The following is a 26162-nucleotide window of genomic DNA, read 5'->3' as shown; positions in this document are numbered from 1 at the left end:
CATGGCCCGCCTCAATAAGCTGGAACTCGTCGCCCGTTTTGTCGAAGCGCTCAAAATGGGCGGTTGGGGCGTGCTCTTTCTATCGAAAGACGAACATCCTGCGAGATTTCAGGTTTTCAAAGAGGGCAGCAACTTTGCCGTTCGGGTCTATATCTGGAATATAAGCCATGGGGGCAAGGGGCGGAATCCGGATGAATTCCGGATCCAGGTGACTGGCTTTGATCATCTCACAAACCCGGCCGGAGTTAAGACGGTCATTCTCGGGTGGTGGGATGACGCCGAGGTTTTCGCCGGCTGGGATATTCGGCAGCACCTCGCTCCGCTGGGTGCGTCACCCTCGATGCAAATCTCGCGCGCTAGCCTACAAGATGCCTTATTGAACGGCTTTGCTCCCTATCGGAACGCCAAGGGTGAAACCGCCATAGCCATCCGTCCGGACTTCATGGGCACTTATCTGCGTTTTCTCGACGACCTGCATGACAGTGGAAAAGTGCCTGCCGAGGCCGCCCTCCTCGAGAAGCTTAGCGCAGATCCGGACGACGTAGACGAAGCCGAGATCGATGCAGCCGTTGCCGCAGCCCGCAAGCATGCAATCGTGACCACGCGCAAGGCATTGCGGGCTCTGGATTTCAGCAAGAGGATCCTAGGGGCCTACGGCCACCGCTGCGCCATGTGCAGCACCCAACTGCGCCTGGTTGACGGAGCCCATATCCTTCCTGTTGCTCATGCTGACAGCACGGATGAAACGTCAAACGGGGTTGCGCTATGTGCGATCCACCATCGTGCCTATGATCGGGGCCTTGTCACGTTCAAACCCGACTATTCTGTCGTCCTCAATGAGGTCATGGCTTCCAAGCTGAAAAAGGATGACCGCAACGAAGGCCTCAAAAGCTTCAGGGCAGGCCTTCGGCCCGTGATCCACATCCCACCGGACAAAAAGGATCGACTGTCTAAGAAATTCGTGGTCTCGGCGAACAGCCTCAGAGGATGGTAATGCACTTCCGCGCCTTCACATCTGGACAGCAAGAGGAGCCAGAATGAAGGGTTGGAAGCTCGCTTATGAACCCCGCGAATGGCAAACCGTTGCGCTGGACCGCTGGAAAGAAAATGATGCCGGCATCGTACAGGTGGTCACCGGCGGCGGGAAAACAGTATTTGCCCAACTTTGCATGCTGGATTTCTTTTCATCGGAATCCAACGGCCAAGTTTTGATCGTAGTCCCCACGGTATCGCTGCTGGATCAGTGGTGCCTGGCTCTCCAGGACGAGCTGAACGTTTCGCCGCGACAGATAGGCCTGCTGAGCGGCCAGGAGCGGCCGACAGGCGATGAGCCGATTATCATCGCGGTGATCAACTCGGCTCGCCGTTTCAGTTCGACCTTTGCAAAGGGCCGCCGCGTGTTTCTCATCGTAGATGAGTGCCACCGGGCTGGCTCCCCGGCAAATGCGAAAGCCATGCAGGGGGATTTCGCGGCGACCCTTGGCCTGTCAGCAACCCCCGAGCGAGAATACGATGAAGGGTTCAGTGCGCTGGTCGCGCCAAAATTAGGGCCGATTATTTACGAATACACCTACAAAGACGCCGCCCGGGATGGTGTGATCAGCCCCTTCTCGCTGACAAATGTCCACGTCGACATGCTGCCCGACGAAGAGGATCAATATCAGCGTCTTTCAAAATCGATCGCACGCGCCTTGCGCAAGGGTAACGCCGGCGAGGGCCAGGAAGACAGACTGAAATGGCTGCTTCAACAGCGGGCGGCGGTTTCCGCCAACGCCACCATGCGCATTCCCGTGGCGATCAAGCTGGTAGAAGCCCACCGCGGAGAGCGCGCGGTCATCTTTCATGAGCGAATCCTTGCAGCCAATACGATACTGGCCTCGCTTCTTAAGCGGGGACACCGGGCCACCATATACCACGCCGAAATCGGACCGGACGTTCGGCGAGACAACCTTCGGCTGTTTCGCAAGGGACACTTTGACGTCCTTGTCTGTTGCCGGGCATTGGACGAGGGGATGAACGTGCCTGAGGCAAGCTTGGGTGTGGTTGCCAGCTCGACGGCCAGTCAGCGCCAGCGCATACAGCGCCTGGGCCGCATCCTCCGTCGGGCAAAAGGGAAAGACTCCGCCACTGTTTACACTCTCTTCTCAACTGATGAGGAGAAGAAGCGCCTGGAAACGGAAGCTGCGAACCTTGAGGGGATCACGACGGTGACATGGCAAAAAGGTCGGGTACGAGCCGATGCCTAGGCTGTTTCACCGTGGCGAATGGTTCGTGGAATTGTCACCGACAGCCCTTGCCGAAGCGGAATTCGAGAGCTTGCTCATGCAAAATTCAGCCATTGTGCGCGCCGCATCCTGGATCGTTCCCTTTAAGAAGACGGTCTATGCAGGCGGCGAGTCGGCGAAGGCGGATTTGGCAATCATAGCCCATGACTACGAGGAATGGGTAGTAGTCGAGGTTGAAATGAAGAGGCACGACCTGCACCGGCATGTCATCCCCCAGATCAATACCCTGCGAAAGGGCCTCTACGGCCAGGAACACGCGAGCTATCTGGCTTCCAAGTGTAAAGATCTCGACGCTGCAAAAATATCCGACATGCTCCGGGGCGAAGCCCCGGAGGTGCTGGTACTGGTAAATAAATATGATGACGAATGGGGCCGCGAAATCCGGCGGTATGGCGCCCACAGGATGACCTTCGAGATCTATCGGTCAGAGCAGTCCAATAGACATATATTCGCGATTGACGGCGAGTTGCCGCCGGTTTCTCAGGATGTCTTGAGTGAGCTTTCCTTTGGCCTGGTGCCTCGTTGTTTGTCGGTAAAATCGCCGGCACGGCTGGACTTTAAGCCGGGCGAGAAAGTCTCCATCCTCGTGGATGGTCAAATGACCTTTTGGGAACGTTTCGACACCGCTAACCAGTGCTTTGTTACGCCGATAGGTACAATGCCGATCGAGCAAGGTAAAAAATATGCATTGGTTCGAATGGAAAATCAGCAGTACGCTATAACGACCATAAATTGAGGGGGGAGCATGACATTCAACATAGAGATCGGTCTTAACGCCATAGCGAGCTATCGGCGTATGAACTATGAGATTTGGTATGCTTTGGCCGAATTTGTAGATAATTCTACACAGTCTTATGCGAACAACAAAGACGCGTTAGACGCAGCCTATGAGCGTGAAGGCGAAAAACTCGAAGTTAGAATCACTTACGAGCGCCAGGGCAACGATCCTGTACTCGGGATTGTCGACAACGCGATGGGCATGGACTACGCCGAGTTGGAGCATGCGCTCAAGATTGCAAATCCGCCCGCCATTAATACGGGGAGATGCCGTTATGGCATGGGGATGAAAACGTCTTCATGCTGGATTGGCAATAGGTGGTCCATAGCTACGAAAAAGCTGGGCGATACCCGGGAATATACCGTCGAAGTCGACGTCAAGCGCATTGAAGGAGGCGATCCGACACTCGATACGAAGACAATAGACGGCCTTTCCCCAGACGAACATTACACCCGCATCGAAATACGAGAGCACAACCGGGAGTTCAAGGGACGTACAATCGGTAAGATTAAGGACTTCCTGAAGTCCATGTACCGTGTCGATTTTCGGAATAACACCTTGGACCTTTGGTACAACGACGAACTTCTATCATGGGAGGAATTTGAATCAAAACTGCGCCGTAATCGAGCCGGCGAACCTTACAAGCGTGAGTTTATGTTCGATATCGAAGGCAAAATCGCACATGGCTGGGCTGGTGTTCTGGACAAGGGCGCACGTGCTGACACCGGCTTCTCGATATTGCATGCCGATCGGGTCGTGAAGGGTTGGCCCGATGCATGGAGGCCCGAACGCATCTTCGGCATGAACCGAAACGATCTGCTCAACCAGCGACTGCTGGGGGAGATCCATCTTGAGGACTTCGAGGTGACCCATACCAAAGACAACATCCAGTGGTATGGGGATGAAGAGGAGCTTTTCGAGAAGAAACTGGCGCAGGAGATCAGCGATCTCATCAACATCGCCAGGACACCCTGGAAGGACCAGGAGGATGGCCGTCGACCGTCAGAAGGCGAGATCGACCTGGCGATTACTGGCCTTCGGGACGAGCTAATGTCCCCTGAAATGGTCGACAAAATCTCAATCGAGGTTCTGCCCCCCGAGGAGGCGATCAAAGAGTCGCTGTCGCGGATTGCCGAGCCAGTGAAAGCAGGTCGAGCGGCTGATATCCAAGCGACGGTTGGGGACCTAAAGGTATGGGTATATGTCGTCAGCACCGACATCGGACCGTATGACCCCTATGTGGTCTGTGAGGCCGGCTCAGATGGAAAATCATCGTTATCATCAACATGCAGCATCCGCATGTGTCGCAGATTTCCGGTGAGCAAGGCATCATGAACTATTTCCGGCATTGCGTTTATGACGCTGTGGCCGAGTGGCAGGCTCAAAAACTTCGCTCCAAGCTTGATAGCAACACCATAAAAATGCTGAAAGATTCCCTGCTTCGCGTATCGCTTCTGATCGAACAGCATGCGACAGCGACTGAGGAAAACGTGGCGGAATAATTGGTGAGCCTATGACGCCTGCCGAAGCACTGAAAAAGATCAAGGTTGCGATCGAGACATCGCCGCGAAATGGATATATCGCCGAGCTCCACGTTCAGGTGATCAAGTATGCCGATGCTCTGGAGGGTGTAACAGGCAAAGAGTTTTGCGAAGCGGTGGGGCTGACGCCGGCCTACGGTACTGAATTTGCCAAGATGCGAAAGATCGCCGGTAGGCTGGTGAACGCCGGTCTTGACGTGGACGCCGGATATGACGACGGTCGCATCAAACTACCTTTACTCGACGCTGCGGGAGCGCATCGTCGAGCACGTGTTCGGCATGGCGTTTACAATGTTGAAGTCCTGCGGTCGGAGTTCGACGCCCACGGCTACGACCTAGTCATGGCGAGGGGAAAGATCGTTCGGCATATCCAGTTCAAGACCTGAACACAGAAGAAGCCCGGCACCGTGTCACTCTCCCGTGCCCTAGCTGAGAAGCCCAGTGGCTGCGCCATCTGGATCCGGCTGGAATCCGATCTGAGGATGGGGCCGTACTTCTGGTTTGGCGGCCCCCCTGGGCAGCCGTTAGCGGCACTAGAGCGGTTCAGATTTTGACTGAATCTGTGGGATTCCTGTCGGAGTGATTTTGTGATTCAAGATGCTGGCTGGATCGGAGGCCAGCATCTCATGACGGCTCCCATTTCAAACGATCTTCGTGAGCGTGTTGTTGGAGCGATCGAGGCCGGCGAGAGCTGCCGCTCGGTAGCGGCTCGTTTTGGCATTGCGGTCTCGTCGGCGGTGAAGTGGTCGCAGCGCTATCGGGCGAATGGGTCTGTGGCGCCGGGTAAGATGGGCGGCCACCGCAAGCGTGTTCTGGAGCCGCACCGGGCGTTCATCGTGGAGCGGATCAAGCAGACGCCGCATCTGTCGCTACACGGCCTGAAAGACGAACTTGCCGCACGCGGTGTGAAGGTCTCGCACGACACGGTGTGGCACTTCCTGCGGCGCGAGGGGTTGCGGTTCAAAAAACGTATGGCCCGCCCCTCGGCAAGAGGTTTATTTCTGATGGCAACTATTGGTCTGCATCAACGTATACGGCGTGTCGGCGGAAGCCGTCGCCAAGATGGAGATCCGCACGCTCCGGGCCTGATAAAACTCACGGCGTCGACGCGCCATCTTTTGAACCAGGCTTCCAAAACGTCGGCTTGACCGTCAGGCCATCTTTCAAAGTCCTCCCGCAGACATCATGGGTCACACGGCGTTCATTTCGTGTCGCCGCTGACCTGATTGTTTCAAGCTGCCATCGCCGTGGCTCGGTTGGCCTGGAAGGTTACCTCGTGTCGCAATATCATCCATGCGATACGGGCGAGTTTGTTGGCCAGCGCGACGACCACCGTATTGCGGTGTCGTCTTGCCAGCAGATTGCGTAACCAAACGCCCAGCGTGGTCTGGCTTCGGGCCAGTGACGGCAAGGCGGCCCTGGCCCCATGGATCAGTAGCGTGCGCAGGTATTTGTTGCCGCGCTTGGAGATACCAAGCAGTCTCGGCTTGCCTCCGGTCGTGTGCTGTCGCGGGACGAGCCCCAGCCATGCGCCAAGATCGCGAGCCTTGGCGAAGGTCGCGCCGTCGCCAACAGCAGCCACGAGTGCGGTAGCGTTGAGGGCGCCGATGCCGGGGATCGACGTCAGCCGCCGAGCGGCCACATTGTCGCGAGCGAGTTCGACGAATTCCCGGTCCAGAGCCCCGATGCGGCGATCGAGATCTATCCATTCCTGCCGCATATCGGCGAGCAAGCGAAGAATGCGACTGCCGCTCATGAAGTCCGGATCTGCAAGCAAGGCATCCACTGCCTGCTCAAGCTTATGGCGCCTCTGCGCGATGACCGTGCCACGCTCAAGCAGGATGGCGCGCAACTGGTTGGTCAGCGTCGTGCGCGCGCCGACCAGCCGAGAGCGGGCCCGGTGCAACGATTGGACATCCAGTTGCGCCTGGGACTTGAGTTCGACAAACCGCATCGTCGGACGTGTGGCGGCTTCTGCGATTGCTTCCGCGTCCCGGTCGTCGTTCTTCTGCGCCTTCACGTAAGGACGCACATATTCCGGCGACATCAATCGGACCTCGTGCCCTTGTTCGGCCAGAAGCCGTCCCAGATAATGTGCGCCGCAGCACGCTTCCATCGCTACAGTGCAGGGTGCGAGCTTCGAGGCGAAGCTCAAGACCGTCTTGGGCTGCATGCGGCGACGCAGCACCACATTCCCATCCGAATCCAGCCCCGCAACGCTGCAGATGTTCTTGCCAAGGTCAATTCCCAGCATCATGATCGTCATGGCTCGTCCTTCTCCGCTTTCCAAACACAGGCATCCTAGCCGATGCCTCAAAGGAGGGCGGGCCATTCCATAAAACGCTGTTTGCCCTTGAACAGGCTCGCGCCGACATCGCGCGGCGACGGCAACGCTGGCGCTCCTGGCAGGCGGGTCTCGATCCGGAACGATTGGTGTTTTATCGACGAGACCTGGATCAAGACCAACATGGCTCCGCTGCGGGGCTGGGGACCGTGCGGCAAACGCCTGCGCGGCTTTGCCCCACACGGCCACTGGCGCACGCTGACCTTCCTCGGCGCCCTGCGGCTCGACCGTCTTGCTGCGCCTTGCGTCTTCGATGGACCGATCAACGGCCAGAGCTTCCGCGCCTATGTCGAGCAGCAGCTCGTGCCAGTGCTCCAGCCCGGCGACATCGTCGTCATGGACAATCTCGGCTCCCACAAGTCGGCTGCTATCCGTCAGATGATCCGCTCCGCGGGCGCCAGGCTCTGGTATCTGCCGCCATATTCGCCCGACCTCAACCCGATCGAGCAAGCCTTCGCCAAGATCAAACACTGGATGCGAGCGGCCCAGAAGCGAACCATCGATGACACATGGCGACATCTCGGCCACCTGGTATCAACTATCGAACCCAACGAATGCAGAAACTACTTCGCAAACGCAGGATATGCTTCCGTCAAAACCTGAAACGCTCTAGACCACCTCCCCAACTCTCGGCGCGTGACGCCCAACAAGGACGGGGTTCGGCCGATACGCAAGAATCATCATGAAGTGCCGGGGGCTGCATTTGTGCCCCGGAGCAGCTTGCGTGAAATTCTCGGCGACCTTTTTGGCGATCTAACGCCAACAATCGTTGTCGAGGAGCCAGAATGATCCCTGCCCTTCCCTCGCTTTCCAGGTAGCCCAAGGTGAAACTGTCATGATCTCATCAACAGAGGACCTGACCACGATGGCGATCGACATGAAGGCCGCCAATAGGCTTCCTCCACGCGGCGACGAGATCCGGGTGTTCACCAGGTTTGAGTATGCCCTGAAAGATGGTGGCTTCGGCAAGGCCGGGCGCAAGAATGTCGTCGAGGCGGACTGGGATCTGTTTGCATCCCGGGAGCTAAAGGCGCCGTTTTTTGCTGCGGTGAAGGCCAAAGCTTTGGCGCCGACTCTGATGACCAATCCTCCGAGTCGCCAAACCCTGCAAGGCAGCACGTTGGGATGGGACACCGTCCCACCTCCGGCAAATGTTACTGAGCTCCTGGTAGCCGTCCGGCGTGTTCGCAACAATCTCGTCCATGGCGGCAAGTCGGGCGACCAAGATTCCGATCGGAACGACAGCCTAGTTGCCGAGGCCATCGAGGTCCTTCTTGAAGCGCTCCGGTGTCATTCCGACCTCAGGGCCATCTTCGAAAGGCGCTGGTAAGCCCGCACCGACCTTTGGGGACGTTATGCTCCTTGATTTGCCCAAGGCTGAGAAGGGCCTCATCGACATCTGAATCCGTCGCGCCCGCCGAGGCACGACCGGCATGTTCAGGACTTCCCCTTTCTGCGAAAGAGGATCACGGCCAGCGTGATAACCGCCAGCATGCAGACGGCAAAGCTGCCATTTGCAGATGCTGAGAAGCCGAAGAACTGAATTTGTAGAACCTGCGCTCCGTCCACGGAAATCCTCCGAGCCGGGCGCAAGAAATCGCCCGGCGGTTGCACTAGGCGCAATCTTCAAGCCCGCGTGTGCACCTGCTCAACCGGAAGAGCCGACCAGACAGAGCCATAGCTGAAAACGTCGCCAGGAACACGACCCCGTCGCACTATGGTGTGCCCGAACTGGCGCATAATGTTGCCGACAAACGCCCCGATAGCCTGTTTGGCAAAGTCATCGGTTCTGACTTGAGGGAAATCTCTAGCAATTTCGTGGGAGAGCGCGGCCACCGCAGGGACTGCTACGCGAGAGAGGGCGGCATACTCGGCGTAGCGGCTTGGATCTTCGGCCAACGCCGCCAGAGCCCGCCCGAGTTCACCTGTACGAAAAGTACCATATCGATCGCCAGCCATTTTGCGTCCCCTCTTTTTCTGCTAACAACATCGCACCCTGTGCTCTTGTTGCCAAGAGCGCGCTGCGTGCTGTTGAAGCAAGTGCCTTGGTCATGGTTGGTTATCTATGATAATGTCCTTTATGTCATATAGTGACCCATGGCTGGGGGCATCTCCAAACTTCGCCGTCGAAGCTCTTGTCGACGTGATTACCGGAGGGCCGGTCAAGGCCACGATATCCAGTCGTCCATCGGAATCTACCGGTCGGGTTCAAAGATTGAGGCACTCTTTCTGGCCTGCGGTCACGACATGCGGATCGGGTCAAGCTCGCGAGTGCCGGCAACAAGCCAGTTTCTTCGGACCTGGCCTCCATCTGCGAAGGAGATGAACAGCTGAAGCGCATTCATCGCGCTCGGCCGGTTGCGAACTGGCTGAAACCCTCGGCAACTTCCGCATTACACGGTTGGCCAACAGTATGAGCTCAGCTGCTTCGGTGACATTCGTTTAGTTTCTGGTCGCGGTGGGAGAGCATAGCACTCACGGCGTTGCAACCGGAACCGCCTCCCCTCTCTGCGCAATCACTTGTGTGGCATGCAATAGACTCCCTCGGATTCCATCAGTACCGCGCCACCTTTCAACTCGCTCAGTGCGCCGACCCACGCTTGCGAATAAGTGCGGCTGGCGTCCACGGCCGTCAGCCAAAGAACCCGATTGTCAGCCAATTCAACTTTAACTTCCTGCTGCAAAGGGCTTGCCTGCACGGTCTGTTGGTAGTGGCGTTTGATCCTGACATTGCTTGTCGGGAACTCAGCTTCTTGCTGCCGTAGTTCAGCACAAATCCAGTATGATCCTCAGCCACTGAGCAACTGCCATCACGCTCACACAGGATTTTGGCAGCGGTCTTGCAGTCCCATTTCAGTGAAGCGGGCCACATAGGATTGTCCACGTTTGATCGCGGCTTGTCGCTCTGACCAGCCGCCGTCAACACAGCGCCTGTGTTCAAAATCACAGTGGACAGGAAAAGCACCTTAACACTGCAAACCTCCCTGAATTGTCACCCTCATAGTCTCTCGTCCTGCGTGATCGCCTGGCTCATGGCATGCTGAGATTGAACCAGCTTTTCTGGCGCACGCCGTTCCCGTCATCATACTCGATGAACCAGGGCTTTCCGCGCATCGCTCTAGGGATGGTGTAGTACGTGGGGCCATTACCAAGGGAATGCCCTCGATCGTTCTCCGCGGTCTGGATTTTTGCCGTCACCACCTTACCGTCGATTTCGGTTCGGACTTGTCCTGATCCGTCTCGACGATTCCCGCCGAGGGCGCCGTTTTTGACAACGACGGGCAGGGAGAGCCTATCGGCCGCGATGCGGCACATGTTCCGTTCTTGACCGCCCGGCCGATCGGATTGGGCGCCAACTGCTTGCCAGCCAGACGGACAATCCTCATACTTCTCAAATCTCGCCGCGCTGGAGTTGGCTTGCGGACAGGTCGGCCAATTAAAACCCGGGACTTCCATCGCCGCAATCAACTTGTAAATTGGCGGGTGGCACGAGGGGGTGCCTTGCCAGTCGCCTGAAAGACATAGGAGGACCTGACAGCCCCATTCCGACGCTTTTGATTGGGATGGAAGAGCTGCGGCGCCCGCGATGGCGACGGCACCACCCAATAGGAATTTGAGTATGGTCATAGCCTTTTCCTCGCTGCAGATTTGACAGTTTACTATGGATTATCCACTCGGAAAAGGACAGGTCAAAAAGGCAGGGTTGTGCGACTACATCGATTTATGAAACGAGACGACGGAGGCGTGGTCAACAATCCGTTGCGCGCCAACATTGCTCTGACGCTCGAGCGGGAAAGATCTAGACGCGGTCTATCCCACATGCACATGGCCGAACTGTTTCGGACCGCCGAGGGCGAAAAACTGGCCTATCGAACCTACATTCAGACTGTGCGTCAGAAAAACAATGTCACATTGACGACGCTGCAGATCATGGCAAACGCCTTGCAACTGTCTTTTGCAGCACTGCTCGCCGGCGGCAAGAAAGTTCCGGAGTGGGCGCATCGCTTGGATGACAATGCGATCCGCAAGCGGCTGGCGCACGTCATCGATTTTGAGCGACAGCGACGTACCTTGCACCGTTATGAGATGGCCGAACTCATCGGCGTGGCAGAGGCGACATTCACGAAACTGGAACGCGCGAGCGGCAATATCAGCGTGGACACGATCGCGGCGATCGCCAAGGCGTTGAAACTTGATCCAGCGACCTTCCTCTTTTCCGAAAAGATCCCGCCTGGCGGAGCCGACATCTAGCCGCCTGACGAGTATTCCCAAAGGGCCCCGGCGACCGCTCCCATGCCCCTGCCCGTCAGGCCCGGCGGCCGACTTTAGACTAGCACCCCCGCCGCGGCTGTCGGGCCGCTCCTGTCATCGTCGGCTGCTAGCCTGTTGCAACGGCGGGGATGATAAGGGACTTTAACATGGGCGACTGTGGCGGCGTCGGGAATTCTGCTGATGAAGAGCTTCCTCTTGAGGGTCGAAAACATATGAGAACAAGCCGTCAAACCTAGGCCGGTGTGATTGCCGGCGCGTGTAGAGTAAAAGGGTTTCGTGACTTTTGCCGGTGTCACGCCTGCGCCGTTGTCGGCCAATTCCAGGGGTCGGTTCCGGTAGGGGGCGACCCAGATTCATCACTTCGTGTCGTGATGCCCACCAGAGAATTTGCTGGTGAACTGACCGGCCAACGCCAAACTCATGCTTGCCGAACAGACTTGTCAGCACACGACAGAAACCGCTTCAAGCTCAAACCGGCCAACAAAATGTATGGCGGCATGGCGAGCGAATAATGACCACAGTTTAATTCCAAAATATTTGGCCTAGCTCCGGCGTCCTTCAGCCTCTGCATGAACCTCTCCGATAGCTCTGGCAACACCACTTTGTCTCTCTTAGCCAACACAACGTGAAGACCGAGATCAGGCCGTGCCAAACTATGTGCGTAATTCTCCAAGTTAAGTGGACCCCAAGCCCTTCTGAGCTCGGTCAGCTTAATCTCAGGCTCGAGACTAGCGCGTATCAATCGTGTCGCGCGACCCGTCCAAACCATATCCGCTAGACTCCCCGCCGTGAGAAACAACGAGGCTTTCGACACAGCCGAGTCGTGCGCCGCGAGAAGGCCCGCAACCCAGGAGCCTAAGCTCATACCGAGAACTGAAATCTCTCGATAGCCTTCGATCTTCAACCAACGTATGAGCTTTCGCCCATCTAACACTGCCTGCCTTACAGATTGAATCGTTCGACCGAGATTAGGGCTAAGCATATAGTCAGCGTGCGCGGAGCCGGGACGGCTGCGCTCGAAGTGATAAGGCATAGCGATCTCGACAACCGTGATGCCACGTTGCGAGAAAAAGTTGGCGATCTGACGATTCCGGGCGCTTGCATTCCAATGGTGAAAAATCACCATCGCCTGATCGAACGACCCGCTTTCTGTGATTTTCGCCGAGACGACATTGTTCTGTTCGATATCAGTAGATATGTCCGATGGAAATTTGAGCCAGCCATCTAGCCTTTCAAACCCCTTATCACTCACATTCGGGTCATCGAAAAAGGCTGGATCAGCCTCGGCTTGGTCCGCAAGGGCACAGAATTCCTCGATACTTGTTATCTTATCCGCACCTGGAAAGGCGCGTTCCGCGTCAAGGGCGAAATCGGTTGATTTCTTCCCTTCCTCACCGCGTCGCGCCCGCCGCTCATCCCAATGATCAAGCCAACTATGATACACTCTGATTGTTTCCCAACTTAATCGCTTGCCGTCGCCCCAACCCTGGATCAAACAGGCCATATATTGCGAACAGCACTCCAACGCCCAGAAGGATCGAAAAGCCAGCAAATGCATCGATCAGCAAGTAGCTAGCCACGAGTAACGCTACGATCGCTGACATCTTCCACAAAGACATACGAAACCGAAGTTCGACACCTAAACGGATGGAGCCGTACAGAAATACAGCACAGGTCGAAATAGCGATAAGAAGGCTACTATAATGGGTCGGCCTACGGTAGCTGATCACGGCGCTCACATCATTTCGCCCATAGAAAGCGGAAGACATATCGCCGACCAACCACGCCACAATATTCTCCCCACGCGATGTCAGGTAAGCACTCTGTAGCTTCATGACTATGGCGATCAGAAGCCCCAAAACAGTACACCGAAAAATCGCACGCATAACCCTGAGGCTGGCTTCATGGAGCCCGTATTGATAATCCACCTCGGGCGGATTACTCGCTGCTTTTCCAATTCTCCAAAGATCATGGATCACTGTATAAATCAAAATTAGGCCTACGAAAAACAGATAAAAACATAGGCACATGTATAGGTAAGCGAGCCCCGTGAATACGATCGCTTCCGGCACCGATATAACTTCGGGGCGCACAATCGCCAACGAGCCCCAGTCCGTCGCATAGCTGCCACCACCTTTGAGCAACGGGATTAAAGACACGCCGATCCACTGAAAAAGACCGGCGAATACCACACAAATCAAAAGAACCGCCCAATATGAATACGAAGAAGCTTGTACGCTGCGCGCCCAGGCATCGTCGCTTTCCATCTTGTCGCCCTGCGCTACAAGCTTTGGGCGGGCTTCATCTTTCCAAAAGGTCACCAGCTCTGTCACGAAGGCAAAAAACAGTGGCAAAAATACCATGAAGACGAATGTCCAATTCGCTGTCCAAAGAAACCCAACCTGCTTGACGACGCCATCCGCCCGGCCATATGTCACGCTGTGAATCCCCGTAAGATACGACAAAAACCCAAGAGCGGTGACACCCGCAAACACCGACGCCGGTAAATTCAGGGGAGATCCGCGACTAAAAAACGCCTCCGATTTCCTCGCCAAACTAAAACGCCGGCTTGGCCCCCACTTGGGGTCAGTATCCCGTGTCAGCACTGCTGGGGAGTCTGTCTCGTCGTCGAAGGTCGCAATCAGTGCCGTATCTGGAATCTCCTGTGCAACGCTGCTTCCGGCTCTCTTCCATCCTCGTCTCTTGATCGATAGCCGCGATTGCGCCGCACTAAGCTCCATCTGCCATTCGCTAGTTGCGACCGGATCATCGCATCCAAGAATCCTCGCCAGCCAACGAATGTTGGCAGTGCTAATTCCCTTCTCGTTCTCTTGAAACCAAAGCTGCACCGTTCGTAGATCGACCCCAACCCGGTTGGAATCAATCTGTGAAATCGCCTCTGCAAGGAGCTCGGGCGTCCATGGGCCGGCAGGAAACCCGTCTTTGCCCAACAGTCGACCCGCGCCCGCCGCCGCCAATCGTTTGAATAATTCTTTGAAATCACTCCCGTCTCTGGGCGGAGGGAGAAATAACTTTCCGTTCTTAAACAACAACTTATAGGCTCTAGTTTCGTTCCGCTTCGCTAGGCTTCGTATCTTATCGTGCCTTCGTGCTCAATCAACGCTTTTATCAACTGGATTTGGCCGGCACGGGAGACGATCGATGACTGGTGACCCGCTGGAGAGGCTGCACACGGTTGTTGCGGGGGAGATGTTTCGCAAACCGCCGGCCAAGGCACTGAGCTGCCCGGATCGGCCGCGACCGCATGAGCGAAGGGAAGCCAGGGCTTCGGGAGCCTGAGAAGCAGAGGGATGAACCCACCCCTATTTTTCTCGCCTCCCCAGGTATCATTTACGAATTGTCATGAGCGTGGAGCCAATCGATGCCCATTCAAGTGGTCTGTAACAACGGAGTGATGGAAGAGGCCGACGGGGTCCTGAATCTGATCGCGGCGCATCGTCAAGCAGTCGCCATGGTTGAACGTCTCGGCAAGCGATGGATGGGGGCCGAAGGGCCGGACGCGACCCTGACCGGCCGGCGATTGGATTCCGTCATGGCGGAAGAGGTTATCGCGCGTCGGCGCGCGGCCGCTGCGCCGGTGGCCGATGTCGTTGAGATGAAAATGAAGGCAGCTTATTTCTGTCGGTTGTTGGGGAACGACTGGTGCGAGATTGACGTCGACGATTTGCGAGCGTTGCTCGGTTCTTTCACGAAATTGCAGTCCTAGGAGAACAGTGCCGAAATCCACGTGGCCACGGTATTCCAGGCCGCATAGAGCCCTGCAGGCACCAAGATGATTGCCAAGAACGCCGCGGCTCCGCCAATAGCGCCGTCACCGCGTCCTTCTACGGGATAGTAATATCTGTGCGCCTCATCGTCGTGCTTCATTCTTGTCTCTCCGACCGCTTATTTAGCAGCAGCTGAACAGGATGCTTAAACGTCGTGCCCCACAAACCTGCACGTTTCATCTTAGCGTTGATTTCCGCGACGAGGTAGTTCTCATTGACGGCTTTGCCCTTTGCTGTCGTTGCGGCAAACGCGTATCCGGTCGCTATGAGCGCGGTGCCGACGTCGATTGTGTCGCCATTCAGCTGCGCACCGCAGACGACAAAGGCCGCCTTGTCGAGGGCGTAGCCGATTGGCTGGCATGTCACCGCAGCGCTATCGAACAGGGCTGCCAGGTGCGCCAGCGAGATGTTCCCGCAATCGAGTTTGTTCCCATTTGGCTGTTCAGCCGACGTACCGCGAAGACACGACTGGACGCCATAGAGGCGGAAAAGGTGGTCGCCGTCACGCCAGGTATCTCCAGTCAGCAGTTGAGCCGATTTCGATACCGCGAAGGGCGTTGGCGCGGCAGATTCGGATGCATCCTGGGCCTGTGCCGATGCGCACAAACCAAAAACGGCCAGCACTGCAAAGCGCGCCTGTTTCATTCCTGGAACTGTCCACCGAAGGTCGGCAGAGTGCTCCAGATCGGGGCGCAGCGACTTGCCGTCCCTGTTGCGTCCGATTGCGGCCATGTCGAAAAAAACCATTTCGTCATCGTCGTAGGCGACATTGTACGGGTCGTTCGTATTGCCCGCACCCACGAGAGAAAAACACGACACGGCGTCTGGTTCCCCCTTCCCGCTCCGCAGCACAAGCGTTTTGCAAAGCACGACAGAAGCACGATCGTTGTAAATTCCCTCTTCGTAGTCCTGTGCGGCCTTCGTGCAGTCCCATTGCTGCGCCTTGTACGTGATCTCTGGTTTTGGGCAGGCCGCAAGGCCGCGCAGTCGATACGTCACACCGTTGATGACGCGCTCGGTTGCCGACGGCACCTTAACTGGCGAGATGAGGGGCGCCGCATCGCGCTGAAAGAGCGCGCCTTTGGCATCGTAGCGCTCATAGACGAACACCTTCTCACCCGGCTTGGCGAACTGGAGCAAGTAGCGCTCCGACGGCTGCGCGAAGGCGCTTGGGGCGTCGGCGCCGGCAGCATGAGCCAGGGCGCCCTGGAGCAGCAAAGCCGTGCAAAGGGCAAACTGTTTCATCCAAATTCGTCCTTGTGGTGCATATGGTGTTGACACTTTACTAGGGCTGCGTGTAGCCATAGTAAAGTGTTAAATTTTGGCGACAGTATGAACACTCGAACAGCTCTTCTGCTCACTCTGTGTGCCGCTGCAATGCCCTTGGAAGCGCACGGCCGGGATCTGGCATCAGACCGCGTCGCAGTCGCCTTTGCAACGCCGGGGCAAGCCCTTCCCTCAGTCGGGGCGCAGAGGCCTGGGGCTTGCAAGACCGGAAACCGTGCTGAAGTCGCTGAACTTGTGCGTTCAATCGCGCAGGACGAAGGCTTCGACGCCGATCTGGCCGAGGCGATTGCATGGGCGGAAAGCGATCTCGGCGCCAGTCAGGGTCCGTCCAAGGCCGGAGCCCTTGGGATCATGCAGTTGATGCCGGGCACGGGGGCCGATCTCGGCGTGAGCGACCGTTGCGATACGCAGGCGAACGTCCGGGCTGGCCTGCGCTATCTGAAGTCACTCTATGACGAGTTCCAGGATCCGCTGCTGATGCTTGCGGCTTACAACGCCGGTCCCAACAGCGTCTACAAGGCGCAGGGCATTCCAGTGAATCCGGAGACGGCTGAATACATCGTGAAAATTTTGAACCGCTGGAAGTTCGGCGGTGTCGTGAAGAAGTCTGCCCTGACCAAATCCGAAATGCTCGCGGACGCTCCGCCAGCAAACGAGGACGCTTGGCAGGATGGTCATGTCATGGATTTCGGCAACTGAAAGGAGCCAAGGGTGGAATACAGGAAAGCGGGCATATTTGCCTTAAAACTCGCCTTGGCCTCGGCGGTCGGAATAGCGCTCGCGCCAGCCACTGCGCACGCCCAGTCGGCGGCGCCAGTCGAAAACGTGCTGGAGTGGTTCGTCGGCGTTCTGCAGGGCAACATAGCGCGCTCATTCGCCATCATCGCCGTCTGTTTTCTCGGCTTCCTCGCCATGACGGGGCGGCTGGCGTGGATGATGGCTTTTTCCATCATCATTGGCATCGCTCTGATCTTCGGCGCTGCCCAGCTGGTGGATGCGGTTCGCGCGACCGCTGGAGGCAGCTGAGACATGGACGACGAGGAAGTCTATGTCGAGCCGGTCAGCCTGCCACTGACACGTCCCCCAATGAAATGGGGGGTGCGATATGAAGTTTTCGCACTGAACGGCATCCTGGCGGTGATCGGCTTTATCGCCACGAGCAGCTTCATGCTCGGTCTTGGCGTGTTCGGCGTGGTGCACCTGGTCAGCGCATATCTGTGCCAGCGCGACCCCTACATGTTTCATATTTTCGAGCGGCTCGTCTCCAAACGCGGAGCGGTGGCAAACCTCACTTTCTGGGGGGCGAGGAGCTATTCGCCATGAGCCTCGATGCAGACCTGAAATTTGGCCGTGAGCGCCGCCGCGAAAAGCCCGCTGCGATGCACATCCCCTACCTTCGCCACGTCGATGACAATTTGATCGTGACGAAGAGCGGCTTTCTGGTCGGCGCCATCCAGCTCAGCGGCCTGCCGTTCCAGACGATGGATCAGGCCGAGTTGAACAGTCGAATGTTCAACCGCAACACCACGTTCCGCAATCTCTCGACCTCTCGCTTTGCGGTCTACACAACGATCATCCGCCGCCACGTGACGCCGGAGATCGAAGGCGACTTTGACAATCCTTTCGTGGCCGAGCTCGACGCCCGCTACATGGATGAGCTTGGATCAAAGAACCTTTTCGTCAACGAGGCGTATCTGACGGTCATACGGCGCCCGATGGTCGGCCGTGTCGGATGGGTGGACAAGGCGCTCAATGCATTCCGCATCAGCACTGCCGGCGAAGAAACCCGCGAAGAGGCAATAGCCGAACTGCATGACATCCTCGACGGCATGGTCAAGGATTTCGCCGCTTATGGGGGGCGTCTTCTCGGTGTCGTGAAGCGCCGCGACAGCTTCTTTTCCGAGCCGGCGGAATTTCTGGCGAAAATCCTCGCCGGTGGCGGCGACGTGGAAATGCCTTTGCCGCGCATGTCCCTTGGCGACGTGCTGCCAACACGGCAGCTGTTTTTTGGCAAGTCGGCGCTGGAACTTCGCGGTCCGGACGCAGCCAAGCTCGGCGCCATGGTGTCAATTAAGGAATATCCGCCGTTCACCGCGCCGGGCTCTTTGGACGGTCTGTTGCGCCTGCCGCATGAGTTTGTCCTGACGCAGAGTTTCGCGATCGAAGACCGTGTAATGGCGATGCGCAGGATCAACACCATCGCCAACCAGGTTGAGGGTTCCGACGAGGCGGGCACGACGGTCGAGGAGTCCGTCCATGATGGCGCGGATAAGCTGGCCGGCGGCGAAGTCGTCTTCGGACAACATCACATGAGCGTCATGGCATTGGCGCGGGACATGAATGGCCTCAACCGTGCGCTATCCGACATCACGGCCGAGCTTTCGCGCATGTCGATCGTGCCGGTACGCGAGACACTGAACACGGAACTGGCCTTCTGGGCGCAGTTGCCGGGAAATTTCAGCTACATCGCGCGACGTGCATTGATCTCGTCTCTTAACTTCGCCGGCCTTTTTTCAGGACACAATTTCCCGTCCGGCCAGCGTGAGCGGCTGCATTGGAAAAGGCCAATCGCTTTGCTCGAGACGACCAGCCAGACGGCTTACTATTTCAATTTCCACGTTCACGATGTCGGACACTTCACGGTGTTCGGCCCGACCGGCTCGGGCAAGACCGTGGTGCTGTCCTTCCTGATGGCGCAGGCCATGCGCATCATGCCGCGGCCGCGCTGTGTCTATTTCGACTACATGCGCGGCGCCGAGATCTTCGTTCGGGCGCTCGGCGGTCGTTACGAGGTGATGGAACCCTCCCAGCCGACTGGGTTCGCGCCGCTGCAGCTTGATGACACGGCGGAAAACCGTTCTTTTCTTGAAGACTTGCTCATCTACATTCTGACGCCGGAAGGCGGGGCGCTTGACGTGGCGGAGATGCGCGTCATCAACGCCGCCGTCGACATGATCTACAAAATCCCGCGCGAACAGCGGACCTTCGACCTGCTGCCTGAAGTGCTGCGAGGCTCGCTTATGCCTGGCATGAACGATCTGGCAGCGCGGATACAACCCTGGCTCGACCCGAAGGACAAGGGCTGGCTTTTCAACAATCCCGTCGATCTGATCGATTTCTCGAAACCCGTTGTCGGGTTCGACATGACGAAGATCCTGGGCGACCGAAAGCTGCGCTCGGCGGCGTTGCTCTACATCTTCCATCGTCTCGAAGAGGTCATCGACGGCTCGCCGATTATGCTCTTCCTCGATGAAGGCTGGAAGCTGCTGGACGATGAGGTTTTCGCTGCTTTCATCAATGAGACGCTGAAGACCATTCGTCGCCGCAACGGCGTGGTCGGCTTTGGCACGCAGACAGCGGAAGACGTCGTCAGCTCCTCCATCTCCTCGTCCCTGATCGAGCAAACGAAGACCAACATTTTCTTCCCCAACCCGAAGGCGAGCAAGGAGTCCTGCATGGAGCGCTTCTCGCTGACAACGAAGGAATTCGAGTTTGTGCGCCGAACCGCGAAGGAGACACGCACCTTCCTCGTCAAGCACGACAGCGACTCGATCGTAGCGAAGCTCGATTTGTCGGCAATGCCGGATCTCATCAAGGTCTTGTCCTCGAACGAAGCCAACAGCAAGGAATGCGCACGGCTCCGGGAGACCTTCGGCGACGAGCCGGAGATGTGGTTGCCGTACTTCTGCGGATGGGAGGACGAGCATGACGAAGCGGCTTAGCAGCTTTTGTCTAGCCGTGGCTCTCGCGACGGCGGAAAGCACGACCGTGACTGTCGCTCAGATCGCGGTCATCGACGGGCCGAACCTCGACAAGCGGCAAGAGGACGAGCAGCACAGCACAAAGTCGGATGAGGCCAAGAAGGACGAAACCGACAAGAAGAAAAGCGTCGTCTGCACGTATTCGAACAGATACCGCTCGCAGATGTTTCGCCGGTCGCCTGCCGAAGCGTTGCAGCGTGACGCTGGCAACGTGAAGATGATCCGCTATTACGCGCAGAAGTACGGCGTGCCGGAAGGCCTGGCGCTGTCCGTTGCCTATCAGGAATCGCGCTTCGACACATGCGCCGGCAGCCACACCGGCGTCAAAGGCGTCATGCAACTGACCAAGGGCACCGGCAAGTCCATGGGACTTGACCGCGACGTGAACGAGCAGAACGTCGAAGGCGGTGTCAAGTATCTCGGAATGGGCGTGAAGCAATGCGGGGCGACGAATTACAGCTGTCTCGCCTCCTTCTACAACGGATCGAATGCTGCCGAGCAGAGAGGGTGGGCCGGCGGTGTCGGCCGCTGGAACAGCTACTTCAACGACTATGTATCGAGCGGCAAGGCTCCGGCCGCCGCACCGCCACCCTTCTCGATCGTCACCGCCGACGGCGCGGGCGGCTCGGCCCAGAACGACACTATGGGCGCGGTGAGAAAGGCGGCTGGCGGCCTCGATGCAAGCTCATCGCAGATGGGCGCCAACAACGCGGCAATCGACGCGCTTTCGGGCAATGTTGGCCAGGTGACCGAATACAAGGACGCTTGGGAGCTGAATTCGTCGGCTCGGGGGGTCAACACGGGTATCACCAACCAGTACCTCGCCCAGGCGGGTGATTTCACGGCGTTGCTGGCCCAACTTCTGTCGTTGCAGAATGTTCAGGCATCGCAGTCGTCCAAGGTGGTGCAACAGCCGAAGAGCGGCTCTCCAAACCCGTTCTCTTGTGATCCGGCGGAACTGGAGCGGTTGAAGATTGATCGCGGCCGGTGGCTACCATGTGCGGTTGAGAACGCGGCGGCAAGCTCGGACGACAGCCGCTCGACGATCATCTCCACCGACCCTGCTGGTGCTGCCAGCGTGATCAATTCCCTACAGCAATAGGAGGCTGACATGAAGAAATTCGCGATTGCTGCCGGCATGGCGCTTTGGACGAGCGCGGGCTTTGCACAGATTGCGGTCATCGATGGCGCCAATCTCGATGTCGCCCGCAAGAATGCGGACAACACCAACTCCATCATGGATTCGAATAAGGATATTCTGAAAAAGAGCGAGGAGATCCTGCAGGCGCTCAGCGGCAGTCGTGACGGTTCGCTCGGCATCGGACAAATGGGGCTCGGCGGCAATATGTCGATTGCCCAGGCTCCGTCGTTCGGATCGATCCTGAACGGCGGCGCGCTTTCTTTTGGTGGCCTGTCGCCGGAAATCCAGAAAATCGCCGGCGCCGTCATCAATGGGCTCCAGCTGGTGAAGCAACTCCAGCAGATTGCCGGCAAGGAGACAAGCGCCGTCAACACAGCCTATGGCGGCAGCGTCAATGTGGCCTCGCTGCTAAGCGCGCTGACTTCGCAGGCCTCGCAGGGCGTCACCCAGCGCCAACAGTCCTTGCTGTCCGCGAGCGGGCAGATCGGGCAGTCTCAGGACGTCAAGGGATCGGTGGACCAGAACACACGAATGCAGCTGGAAAACGCGCGCGCGGTCAACGAATTGATCGGTGTCCAGAACGGTGCGGTCGCGGCCCTGAATGAGAAGCTGAAGGGGGATCTTCTTCGTCAGAGCCAGGTGCAGAAGATGATGACGCCGCGCAACGTCAATCCGTTCGCGGAATTTGGCAAGAGCGGAGGCTAGCGCTTGTCGAGGCGAGTGCTGCGCATATGCGTTGTGATTGGGCTCGGCGCAGTGCTGTTGGGGTGCGCCAATCGCGAACGGAAAGCGCCGTGCGGGCCTTTGGCGTATGCCGACGTAGACGAATGCGGCGCGCTAAAACCGGTCAATTCAACACCGTTCGCCAGCATCATTGACGAGGATCCATGAACGGTCTCGCCGCAAGCATTCTCGGTGGCATTGACAACATCGGTGAGGACTTCGTCCGCACCGTCTATATGCAGTTGGGCAATGCGATGGGCAACGTCTTCACCCTCATGCTGACCCTCTATATCGTGTGGTGGGGCTATTCGATCCTGAGCGGGCGGGAGTCGATTTCGCCGCTCGAAGCGGCCTATCGCCTCGGCCGCGCCGTCATCATCTATCTGCTGCTGACCGGATGGGGCACATTTTCCGCGACGATCTATCAGCTTGTCCAAAGCATTCCAGATGAGGTCGGCAAGGTTATCGTTGGCGCCGTGTCGCGAGCCACCGGGAATCAGCTCAACGACCAGGCGGCAATTCCAGCGCTTATCGACAATCTCTATCAAGGGGCGCAGGACGTCGCCAATCAGGTCTATAGCGGATCCTTCTACGACATTTTTGGCGCGCTCTTGTCGCTGCTCGTCCTGCTGTCGGCCATCATCTTCGCAGCGCTTGCAATTGCTGCGATCATCGCCGCCAAAGTGATGTTGTTCATCACGCTCGCCCTGGCGCCGATATGGATCATTCTTTGGCTTTACCGCTGGTCCTCGCGCATGAGCGAAGGCTTCCTTTCGCTCACCACCTTTCTCATGATCCAGCAAATCCTGATCTACGGCTTTCTCGGTTTCTACTTCTCGCTCGTCAATGCGGCGCTGAACACCGCCACATCAGGCGGAGCGACCATGGACAGCAAGATGTCGCTGGTGCTGCCCCTGGTGCTGGTGACGATCATCGGGATCTACGTTCTCATGCAGATACCCTCGATTGCTTCCATCCTGAATGGCGGCGGGTATCTCAGCACCGTGGGCGCATACAACCCTTATAGAAACTTCGGCACAAACGCCGTGCGCTACTCTGGTGCCCAATGGGCCGCCGGCCGCGCCGCTCGGGGCGCCCGACAGCTAGCGGCAAACAGCTTCCGATCTCCGCGAGCAGCGAGGGCGGACGACGCGGCTCGGTCCGCCATCCAGCAAGGCGCGCGCGATAACGCCAGGCCTTTGGCCTAGAACACACGAACGATCATCGATCGCGGCCCTGGATCAGGATGCGTCACGCAAACGAGGCAATAGCAAGTGTCAACTCCATCGGAAACAGCTGGTAACAGCGGCAGCGAGCTCGTCGACAGACGCTATTACAGGGCGGGCGCGACCTGGGAAGACGACACGCACAGGTCAATGCGGCGATCGCGTACATTGGCATGGATCGTCAGCGGCGTTTCCGGATTGGTGGCGGTGCTTTCGCTGCTGGCGCTCGTGTTGATCCTGCCGCTCCGGCAGTTCGAACCCTACGTTGTCGAGGTCGACAAATCGACGGGCTACCTCGAGATCATGCGCGCGCTCAAGCCTGGAGATTTGTCGCAGAACGAGGCCGTCACGGCGGCAAATCTGGTGCGCTACATCAGGGCCCGCGAAACCTTCGATTCCCGTGAACTGAAACAGAATTACGACTTGGCGCAGCTCTACTCCACCGACGCTGCGTCCAAGGACTTGACATGGCTTTTCACGCCTGCAAATCCCCAATCGCTAGACAAGATCTATGGCCGCAATGTCACCGTGGCGGTCGAGATCAAGTCGGTTTCCCTGCTCAATCGCAACACAGCCTCGGTGCGCTTTGGCACGACGACGCGTCGGGACAATTCATCCACGGCCGACAATTGGGTGGCGGTGATAAAATTCCGCTACACCTCGACACCCCTCAAGAACGAATGGCGTTTCGACAACCCGTTGGGATTTCAGGTTACTGATTACCGCCGCGACCAGGAATCGGCGCCGGCCGCGGGGAGCCTGCAATGAGATGGCGCGTAAGCCTCGCGCTGTCGGCCGTCCTTCTGCTCGGCCCAATCCACGCCGCGGCCGCACGCGACGGACGCATCCGATATGTCACGTTCAACAACGACGACGTGACGTCGGTGCGCGCAGCTCTTGGCATTTCGACGATGGTCGAGCTCAGCCCGACCGAAGTCATCGAAACCGTCTCCGCCGGCGACACGAAAGGCTGGTCGATCATCCCCAAACGCGGATCGCGATTTCTGTTTGTCAAGCCGCTGGAGCGCGATGCCTGGACCAACGTTAACGTCGTCACCAACCGGCGCGTCTATTCCCTGCTGCTGCAGGCGACTGACGATAGCCGTGATCGGGCATCCTTCCAGGTCCGGTTCAAATACCCGGACGAGGATGTCAACGCGAGCCTGCTCTCACAGGCCAAGGAGAGCGCCGCCGATCCGGATTTGAAGGACCTGAACTATGCCGATCTCAATTACGACTATGCCTATAAGGGCGACGACAGCTTAAAGCCGCGCACCGTATTCGATGACGGCACCAAGGTGTTTTTGGAGTTCAAGGGTGACATTCCGGCGATTTTTGTTGTCGACGACAAGCGCCAAGAGTCGCTGGTCAACGTTCGCACGCAGGGCAAATACACCGTCATCGACAAAGTCGGGCGGCAATTCACCCTGCGGGCCGATGGCAAGACGCTCTGCCTCTACAACCGGGCGCGACCCAACGCTATCGATCCAGTCGAGCAAGTCTACGGTCCAACGAAACTGACAGGTGGTTTCCTGTTCGGATCCAGCGGAGAGCGGTGATGACCCAGATCGACTATAACCAACTGGACGGCAGCCCGGCGGTCGCGCGCCGCGGTGCGGGCGTGGGTACCAGGATTGCGCTGGTCGGCCTCGGGGCGGTGCTCGTAGGCGCGCTGATATGGCTGAACTGGCCCCGGGAGCCGGTATCGCGCGATCTTCGCACCGATGGCGAGGAAAACTTCAACCCGCCGGAGTTTCGCCCGCCGGCGTTGAACGAGCCGCCTCAACCGGCCGACGGCACGATCGACCAGATCGTCGTGCCGCCGCCGGCCGCCGACCAGAGCGGCACGCAGCAAGCCGACAATGTCGATCAGACTGTGCAGGAGGGCGCGGATCTCGATGCGCAGCGGCGCGCGCTGGAGGCGCAAATGGCGGCCGAGGAGGTTCGCCGCAAGGCCGAAGAGGACGAAGCCCGCCGCAAGGTCGCGGCTGAGGACGAGGCTCGCCGCAAGGCTGAGGCCGCCGAGCACGAAAAAGCGGTGTGGGAACGCCTGCGGTCGAACCAGATGGTGACAAATGGTGAAACCGGCTCAACAGATGCCGGCGCCCAGGCGGCACAGGTCGAAATCGCGCCCGACGGTCAGATCGTCCCGGTCCCTGGCGCCGACAGTGATCCCAACAAGGCGTTCCTGGCGCAGTCTGAGGCAAGTTCTTCCGGCGGTGTCAAAGCCAGGGTCTTCCGACGCACCGACGCCTTGATCCCTGAAGGAACGATCCTTCGCGGCTATTTGGATACCGCTGTTAACACCGACCTTCCCGGTGCGGTGCGCGCTGTCGTGCGTGAGGATGTCTTTTCGCTCGACGGAAGGCGGATCCTCATTCCGAAGGGCTCGCGCCTGACCGGGGAATACCGCTCTGGGCTCGCGCGCGGTCAAAAGCGTGTTTTCATCGTCTGGAACAGGGTCATTCGCGCGGACGGCATTTCCGTCGATATCAAGTCGCCAGGGGCTGACGCGCTCGGCCGCGGTGGCATGGGCGGCCGTGTCAATACGCACTGGGTTGAACGGTACGGCAACGCCATCATGCTTTCGGTCGTTGGCGGCGTCTCTGAATATCTGTCCTCGCTTGGCGACAGCAGCCAGAATGGACAACAGCGCCAGGTGTCGACGATCGATCCCGCGACCGGTGAGACCACGACCGTAACTTATGGTGGCAATGGCTCGCAGCGCGACGCCCGCGGCATCGCGTTTGACAAGTCATCGACCGCCCTGCAGCAACTCGCGCAGGAGGCGTTTCGCGACACGCAGAACATTGGCCCGACAGTTTATGTCGACCAGGGCACATCGGTTGTTGTGCTGGTGCGGCGAGATCTCGATTTCTCGGATTTCTACGCCGATCCCGTTCAGGAGGAAGTGGCACGAATGAAGGCAGGTGGGCGGCCGAAGACCGCGATCGATCCGACGCCTCTTTACGCGACGCCAAAGGATCATTTTTATCCGGCTATGGGAGCCCGGTGA

The 26162-nt window shown here is 58.0% G+C and carries 27 protein-coding genes and 1 pseudogene; 21 read left to right on the top strand and 7 right to left on the bottom strand.

What is annotated here, in order from left to right; translation table 11 throughout:
- The first annotated feature begins 1 nt into the window (after nt 1).
- The 7 genes from CK222_RS23795 to CK222_RS33415 all read left to right on the top strand — a co-directional run bounded on the left by CK222_RS23795 (nt 2) and on the right by CK222_RS33415 (nt 5752).
- Nucleotides 2-994, top strand: coding sequence for an HNH endonuclease (locus CK222_RS23795; protein WP_095802086.1), 993 nt, complete (start codon nt 2-4; stop codon nt 992-994).
- 43 nt (nt 995-1037) lie between these two features.
- On the top strand, nt 1038-2246 hold the full coding sequence (locus tag CK222_RS23790) for a DEAD/DEAH box helicase (RefSeq protein ID WP_095802085.1): 1209 nt from the start codon (nt 1038-1040) through the stop codon (nt 2244-2246).
- 25 nt (nt 2247-2271) lie between these two features.
- A complete protein-coding gene (locus CK222_RS23785) occupies nt 2272-3021 on the top strand; it encodes a hypothetical protein (protein WP_141247116.1) in 750 nt (249 codons plus the stop codon).
- A gap of 9 nt (nt 3022-3030) precedes the next feature.
- A complete protein-coding gene (locus CK222_RS23780) occupies nt 3031-4398 on the top strand; it encodes an ATP-binding protein (protein ID WP_095802083.1) in 1368 nt (455 codons plus the stop codon).
- Nucleotides 4395-4565, top strand: a complete 171-nt coding sequence (locus tag CK222_RS32485; RefSeq protein ID WP_176477728.1) for a hypothetical protein — start codon at nt 4395-4397, stop codon at nt 4563-4565. The genes CK222_RS23780 and CK222_RS32485 overlap by 4 nt, the downstream gene beginning before the upstream one ends.
- An 11-nt stretch (nt 4566-4576) precedes the next feature.
- Complete coding sequence (locus CK222_RS32715; protein WP_210201940.1) at nt 4577-4990, top strand: hypothetical protein; 414 nt, start codon at nt 4577-4579, stop codon at nt 4988-4990.
- Nucleotides 4991-5212: 222 nt separating this feature from the next.
- Complete coding sequence (locus CK222_RS33415; RefSeq protein ID WP_280951785.1) at nt 5213-5752, top strand: transposase; 540 nt, start codon at nt 5213-5215, stop codon at nt 5750-5752.
- Between the two features lie 83 nt (nt 5753-5835).
- Here the strand turns inward: CK222_RS33415 and CK222_RS23765 are convergent, their stop codons facing one another.
- Nucleotides 5836-6870 carry an IS110 family transposase gene (locus CK222_RS23765; RefSeq protein ID WP_095802082.1) on the bottom strand — a complete coding sequence of 345 codons (1035 nt, stop codon included), beginning with the start codon at nt 6868-6870 and terminating at the stop codon, nt 5836-5838.
- A gap of 53 nt (nt 6871-6923) precedes the next feature.
- On the opposite strand from CK222_RS23765, the pseudogene CK222_RS23760 reads away from it, so the two are divergent.
- A pseudogene (locus CK222_RS23760) lies at nt 6924-7551 on the top strand (IS630 family transposase); the annotation flags it as partial.
- 232 nt (nt 7552-7783) lie between these two features.
- A complete protein-coding gene (locus CK222_RS23755; protein WP_095802081.1) occupies nt 7784-8278 on the top strand; it encodes a hypothetical protein in 495 nt (164 codons plus the stop codon).
- A gap of 107 nt (nt 8279-8385) precedes the next feature.
- On the opposite strand, the gene CK222_RS33410 is transcribed toward CK222_RS23755, so the two are convergent.
- The gene (locus tag CK222_RS33410) at nt 8386-8517 is read right to left on the bottom strand and encodes a hypothetical protein (RefSeq protein WP_280951783.1); all 132 of its coding nucleotides are present in this window, start codon (nt 8515-8517) and stop codon (nt 8386-8388) included.
- Nucleotides 8518-9978: 1461 nt separating this feature from the next.
- Entirely contained in the window at nt 9979-10575 is a 597-nt protein-coding gene (locus CK222_RS23735) for a hypothetical protein (protein WP_095802079.1), read from the bottom strand.
- A 117-nt stretch (nt 10576-10692) separates the two neighbouring features.
- On the opposite strand from CK222_RS23735, the gene CK222_RS23730 reads away from it, so the two are divergent.
- Nucleotides 10693-11199 (top strand): helix-turn-helix transcriptional regulator, encoded by a 507-nt coding sequence (locus CK222_RS23730; protein ID WP_245433213.1) that lies wholly within the window; start codon nt 10693-10695, stop codon nt 11197-11199.
- Nucleotides 11200-11638: 439 nt separating this feature from the next.
- Here CK222_RS23730 and CK222_RS23725 read toward each other — a convergent pair whose 3' ends face one another.
- On the bottom strand, nt 11639-12664 hold the full coding sequence (locus CK222_RS23725; protein WP_095802077.1) for a dienelactone hydrolase-related enzyme: 1026 nt from the start codon (nt 12662-12664) through the stop codon (nt 11639-11641).
- Nucleotides 12654-14270 (bottom strand): hypothetical protein, encoded by a 1617-nt coding sequence (locus tag CK222_RS23720; protein WP_095802140.1) that lies wholly within the window; start codon nt 14268-14270, stop codon nt 12654-12656. The genes CK222_RS23725 and CK222_RS23720 overlap by 11 nt, the downstream gene beginning before the upstream one ends.
- Nucleotides 14271-14602: 332 nt before the next feature.
- Between CK222_RS23720 and CK222_RS23715 the strand changes: the two genes are divergently transcribed.
- Nucleotides 14603-14947, top strand: coding sequence for a hypothetical protein (locus CK222_RS23715; protein WP_095802076.1), 345 nt, complete (start codon nt 14603-14605; stop codon nt 14945-14947).
- On the opposite strand, the gene CK222_RS32480 is transcribed toward CK222_RS23715, so the two are convergent.
- Complete coding sequence (locus tag CK222_RS32480; RefSeq protein ID WP_176477727.1) at nt 14944-15108, bottom strand: hypothetical protein; 165 nt, start codon at nt 15106-15108, stop codon at nt 14944-14946. The genes CK222_RS23715 and CK222_RS32480 overlap by 4 nt on opposite strands.
- Entirely contained in the window at nt 15105-16253 is a 1149-nt protein-coding gene (locus CK222_RS23710; RefSeq protein WP_095802075.1) for a hypothetical protein, read from the bottom strand. The genes CK222_RS32480 and CK222_RS23710 overlap by 4 nt, the downstream gene beginning before the upstream one ends.
- A 276-nt stretch (nt 16254-16529) precedes the next feature.
- On the opposite strand from CK222_RS23710, the gene CK222_RS23705 reads away from it, so the two are divergent.
- The 10 genes from CK222_RS23705 (at nt 16530) to virB10 (ending at nt 26162) form a co-directional block, all read left to right on the top strand.
- Nucleotides 16530-16994 (top strand): lytic transglycosylase domain-containing protein, encoded by a 465-nt coding sequence (locus CK222_RS23705; RefSeq protein ID WP_176477726.1) that lies wholly within the window; start codon nt 16530-16532, stop codon nt 16992-16994.
- 12 nt (nt 16995-17006) lie between these two features.
- A complete protein-coding gene (locus tag CK222_RS23700; protein ID WP_095802073.1) occupies nt 17007-17321 on the top strand; it encodes a TrbC/VirB2 family protein in 315 nt (104 codons plus the stop codon).
- A 3-nt stretch (nt 17322-17324) separates the two neighbouring features.
- Nucleotides 17325-17618 (top strand): VirB3 family type IV secretion system protein, encoded by a 294-nt coding sequence (locus CK222_RS23695; protein WP_095802072.1) that lies wholly within the window; start codon nt 17325-17327, stop codon nt 17616-17618.
- Entirely contained in the window at nt 17615-20017 is a 2403-nt protein-coding gene (locus CK222_RS23690) for a VirB4 family type IV secretion system protein (RefSeq protein WP_095802071.1), read from the top strand. The genes CK222_RS23695 and CK222_RS23690 overlap by 4 nt, the downstream gene beginning before the upstream one ends.
- Complete coding sequence (locus CK222_RS23685) at nt 20001-21158, top strand: transglycosylase SLT domain-containing protein (RefSeq protein WP_095802070.1); 1158 nt, start codon at nt 20001-20003, stop codon at nt 21156-21158. The genes CK222_RS23690 and CK222_RS23685 overlap by 17 nt, the downstream gene beginning before the upstream one ends.
- 9 nt (nt 21159-21167) lie before the next feature.
- Nucleotides 21168-21902: a type IV secretion system protein gene (locus tag CK222_RS23680; RefSeq protein WP_095802069.1), complete on the top strand. Its 735-nt coding sequence runs from the start codon at nt 21168-21170 to the stop codon at nt 21900-21902.
- Nucleotides 21903-22084: 182 nt separating this feature from the next.
- Complete coding sequence (locus CK222_RS23675; protein WP_095802068.1) at nt 22085-23128, top strand: type IV secretion system protein; 1044 nt, start codon at nt 22085-22087, stop codon at nt 23126-23128.
- Nucleotides 23129-23194: 66 nt separating this feature from the next.
- Entirely contained in the window at nt 23195-23914 is a 720-nt protein-coding gene (locus tag CK222_RS23670; protein ID WP_095802067.1) for a type IV secretion system protein, read from the top strand.
- Complete coding sequence (locus tag CK222_RS23665) at nt 23911-24705, top strand: TrbG/VirB9 family P-type conjugative transfer protein (protein ID WP_095802066.1); 795 nt, start codon at nt 23911-23913, stop codon at nt 24703-24705. The genes CK222_RS23670 and CK222_RS23665 overlap by 4 nt, the downstream gene beginning before the upstream one ends.
- Entirely contained in the window at nt 24705-26162 is a 1458-nt protein-coding gene (gene virB10, locus CK222_RS23660) for a type IV secretion system protein VirB10 (protein WP_095802065.1), read from the top strand. Before CK222_RS23665 ends, virB10 begins: the two co-directional genes overlap by 1 nt.

The organism is Mesorhizobium sp. WSM3866 (assembly GCF_002294795.1).
In the GTDB taxonomy this organism is placed as follows: domain Bacteria; phylum Pseudomonadota; class Alphaproteobacteria; order Rhizobiales; family Rhizobiaceae; genus Mesorhizobium.
Note: the sequence above shows the minus strand (reverse complement) of the source record. Positions and strands in the feature narration are given on the sequence as shown.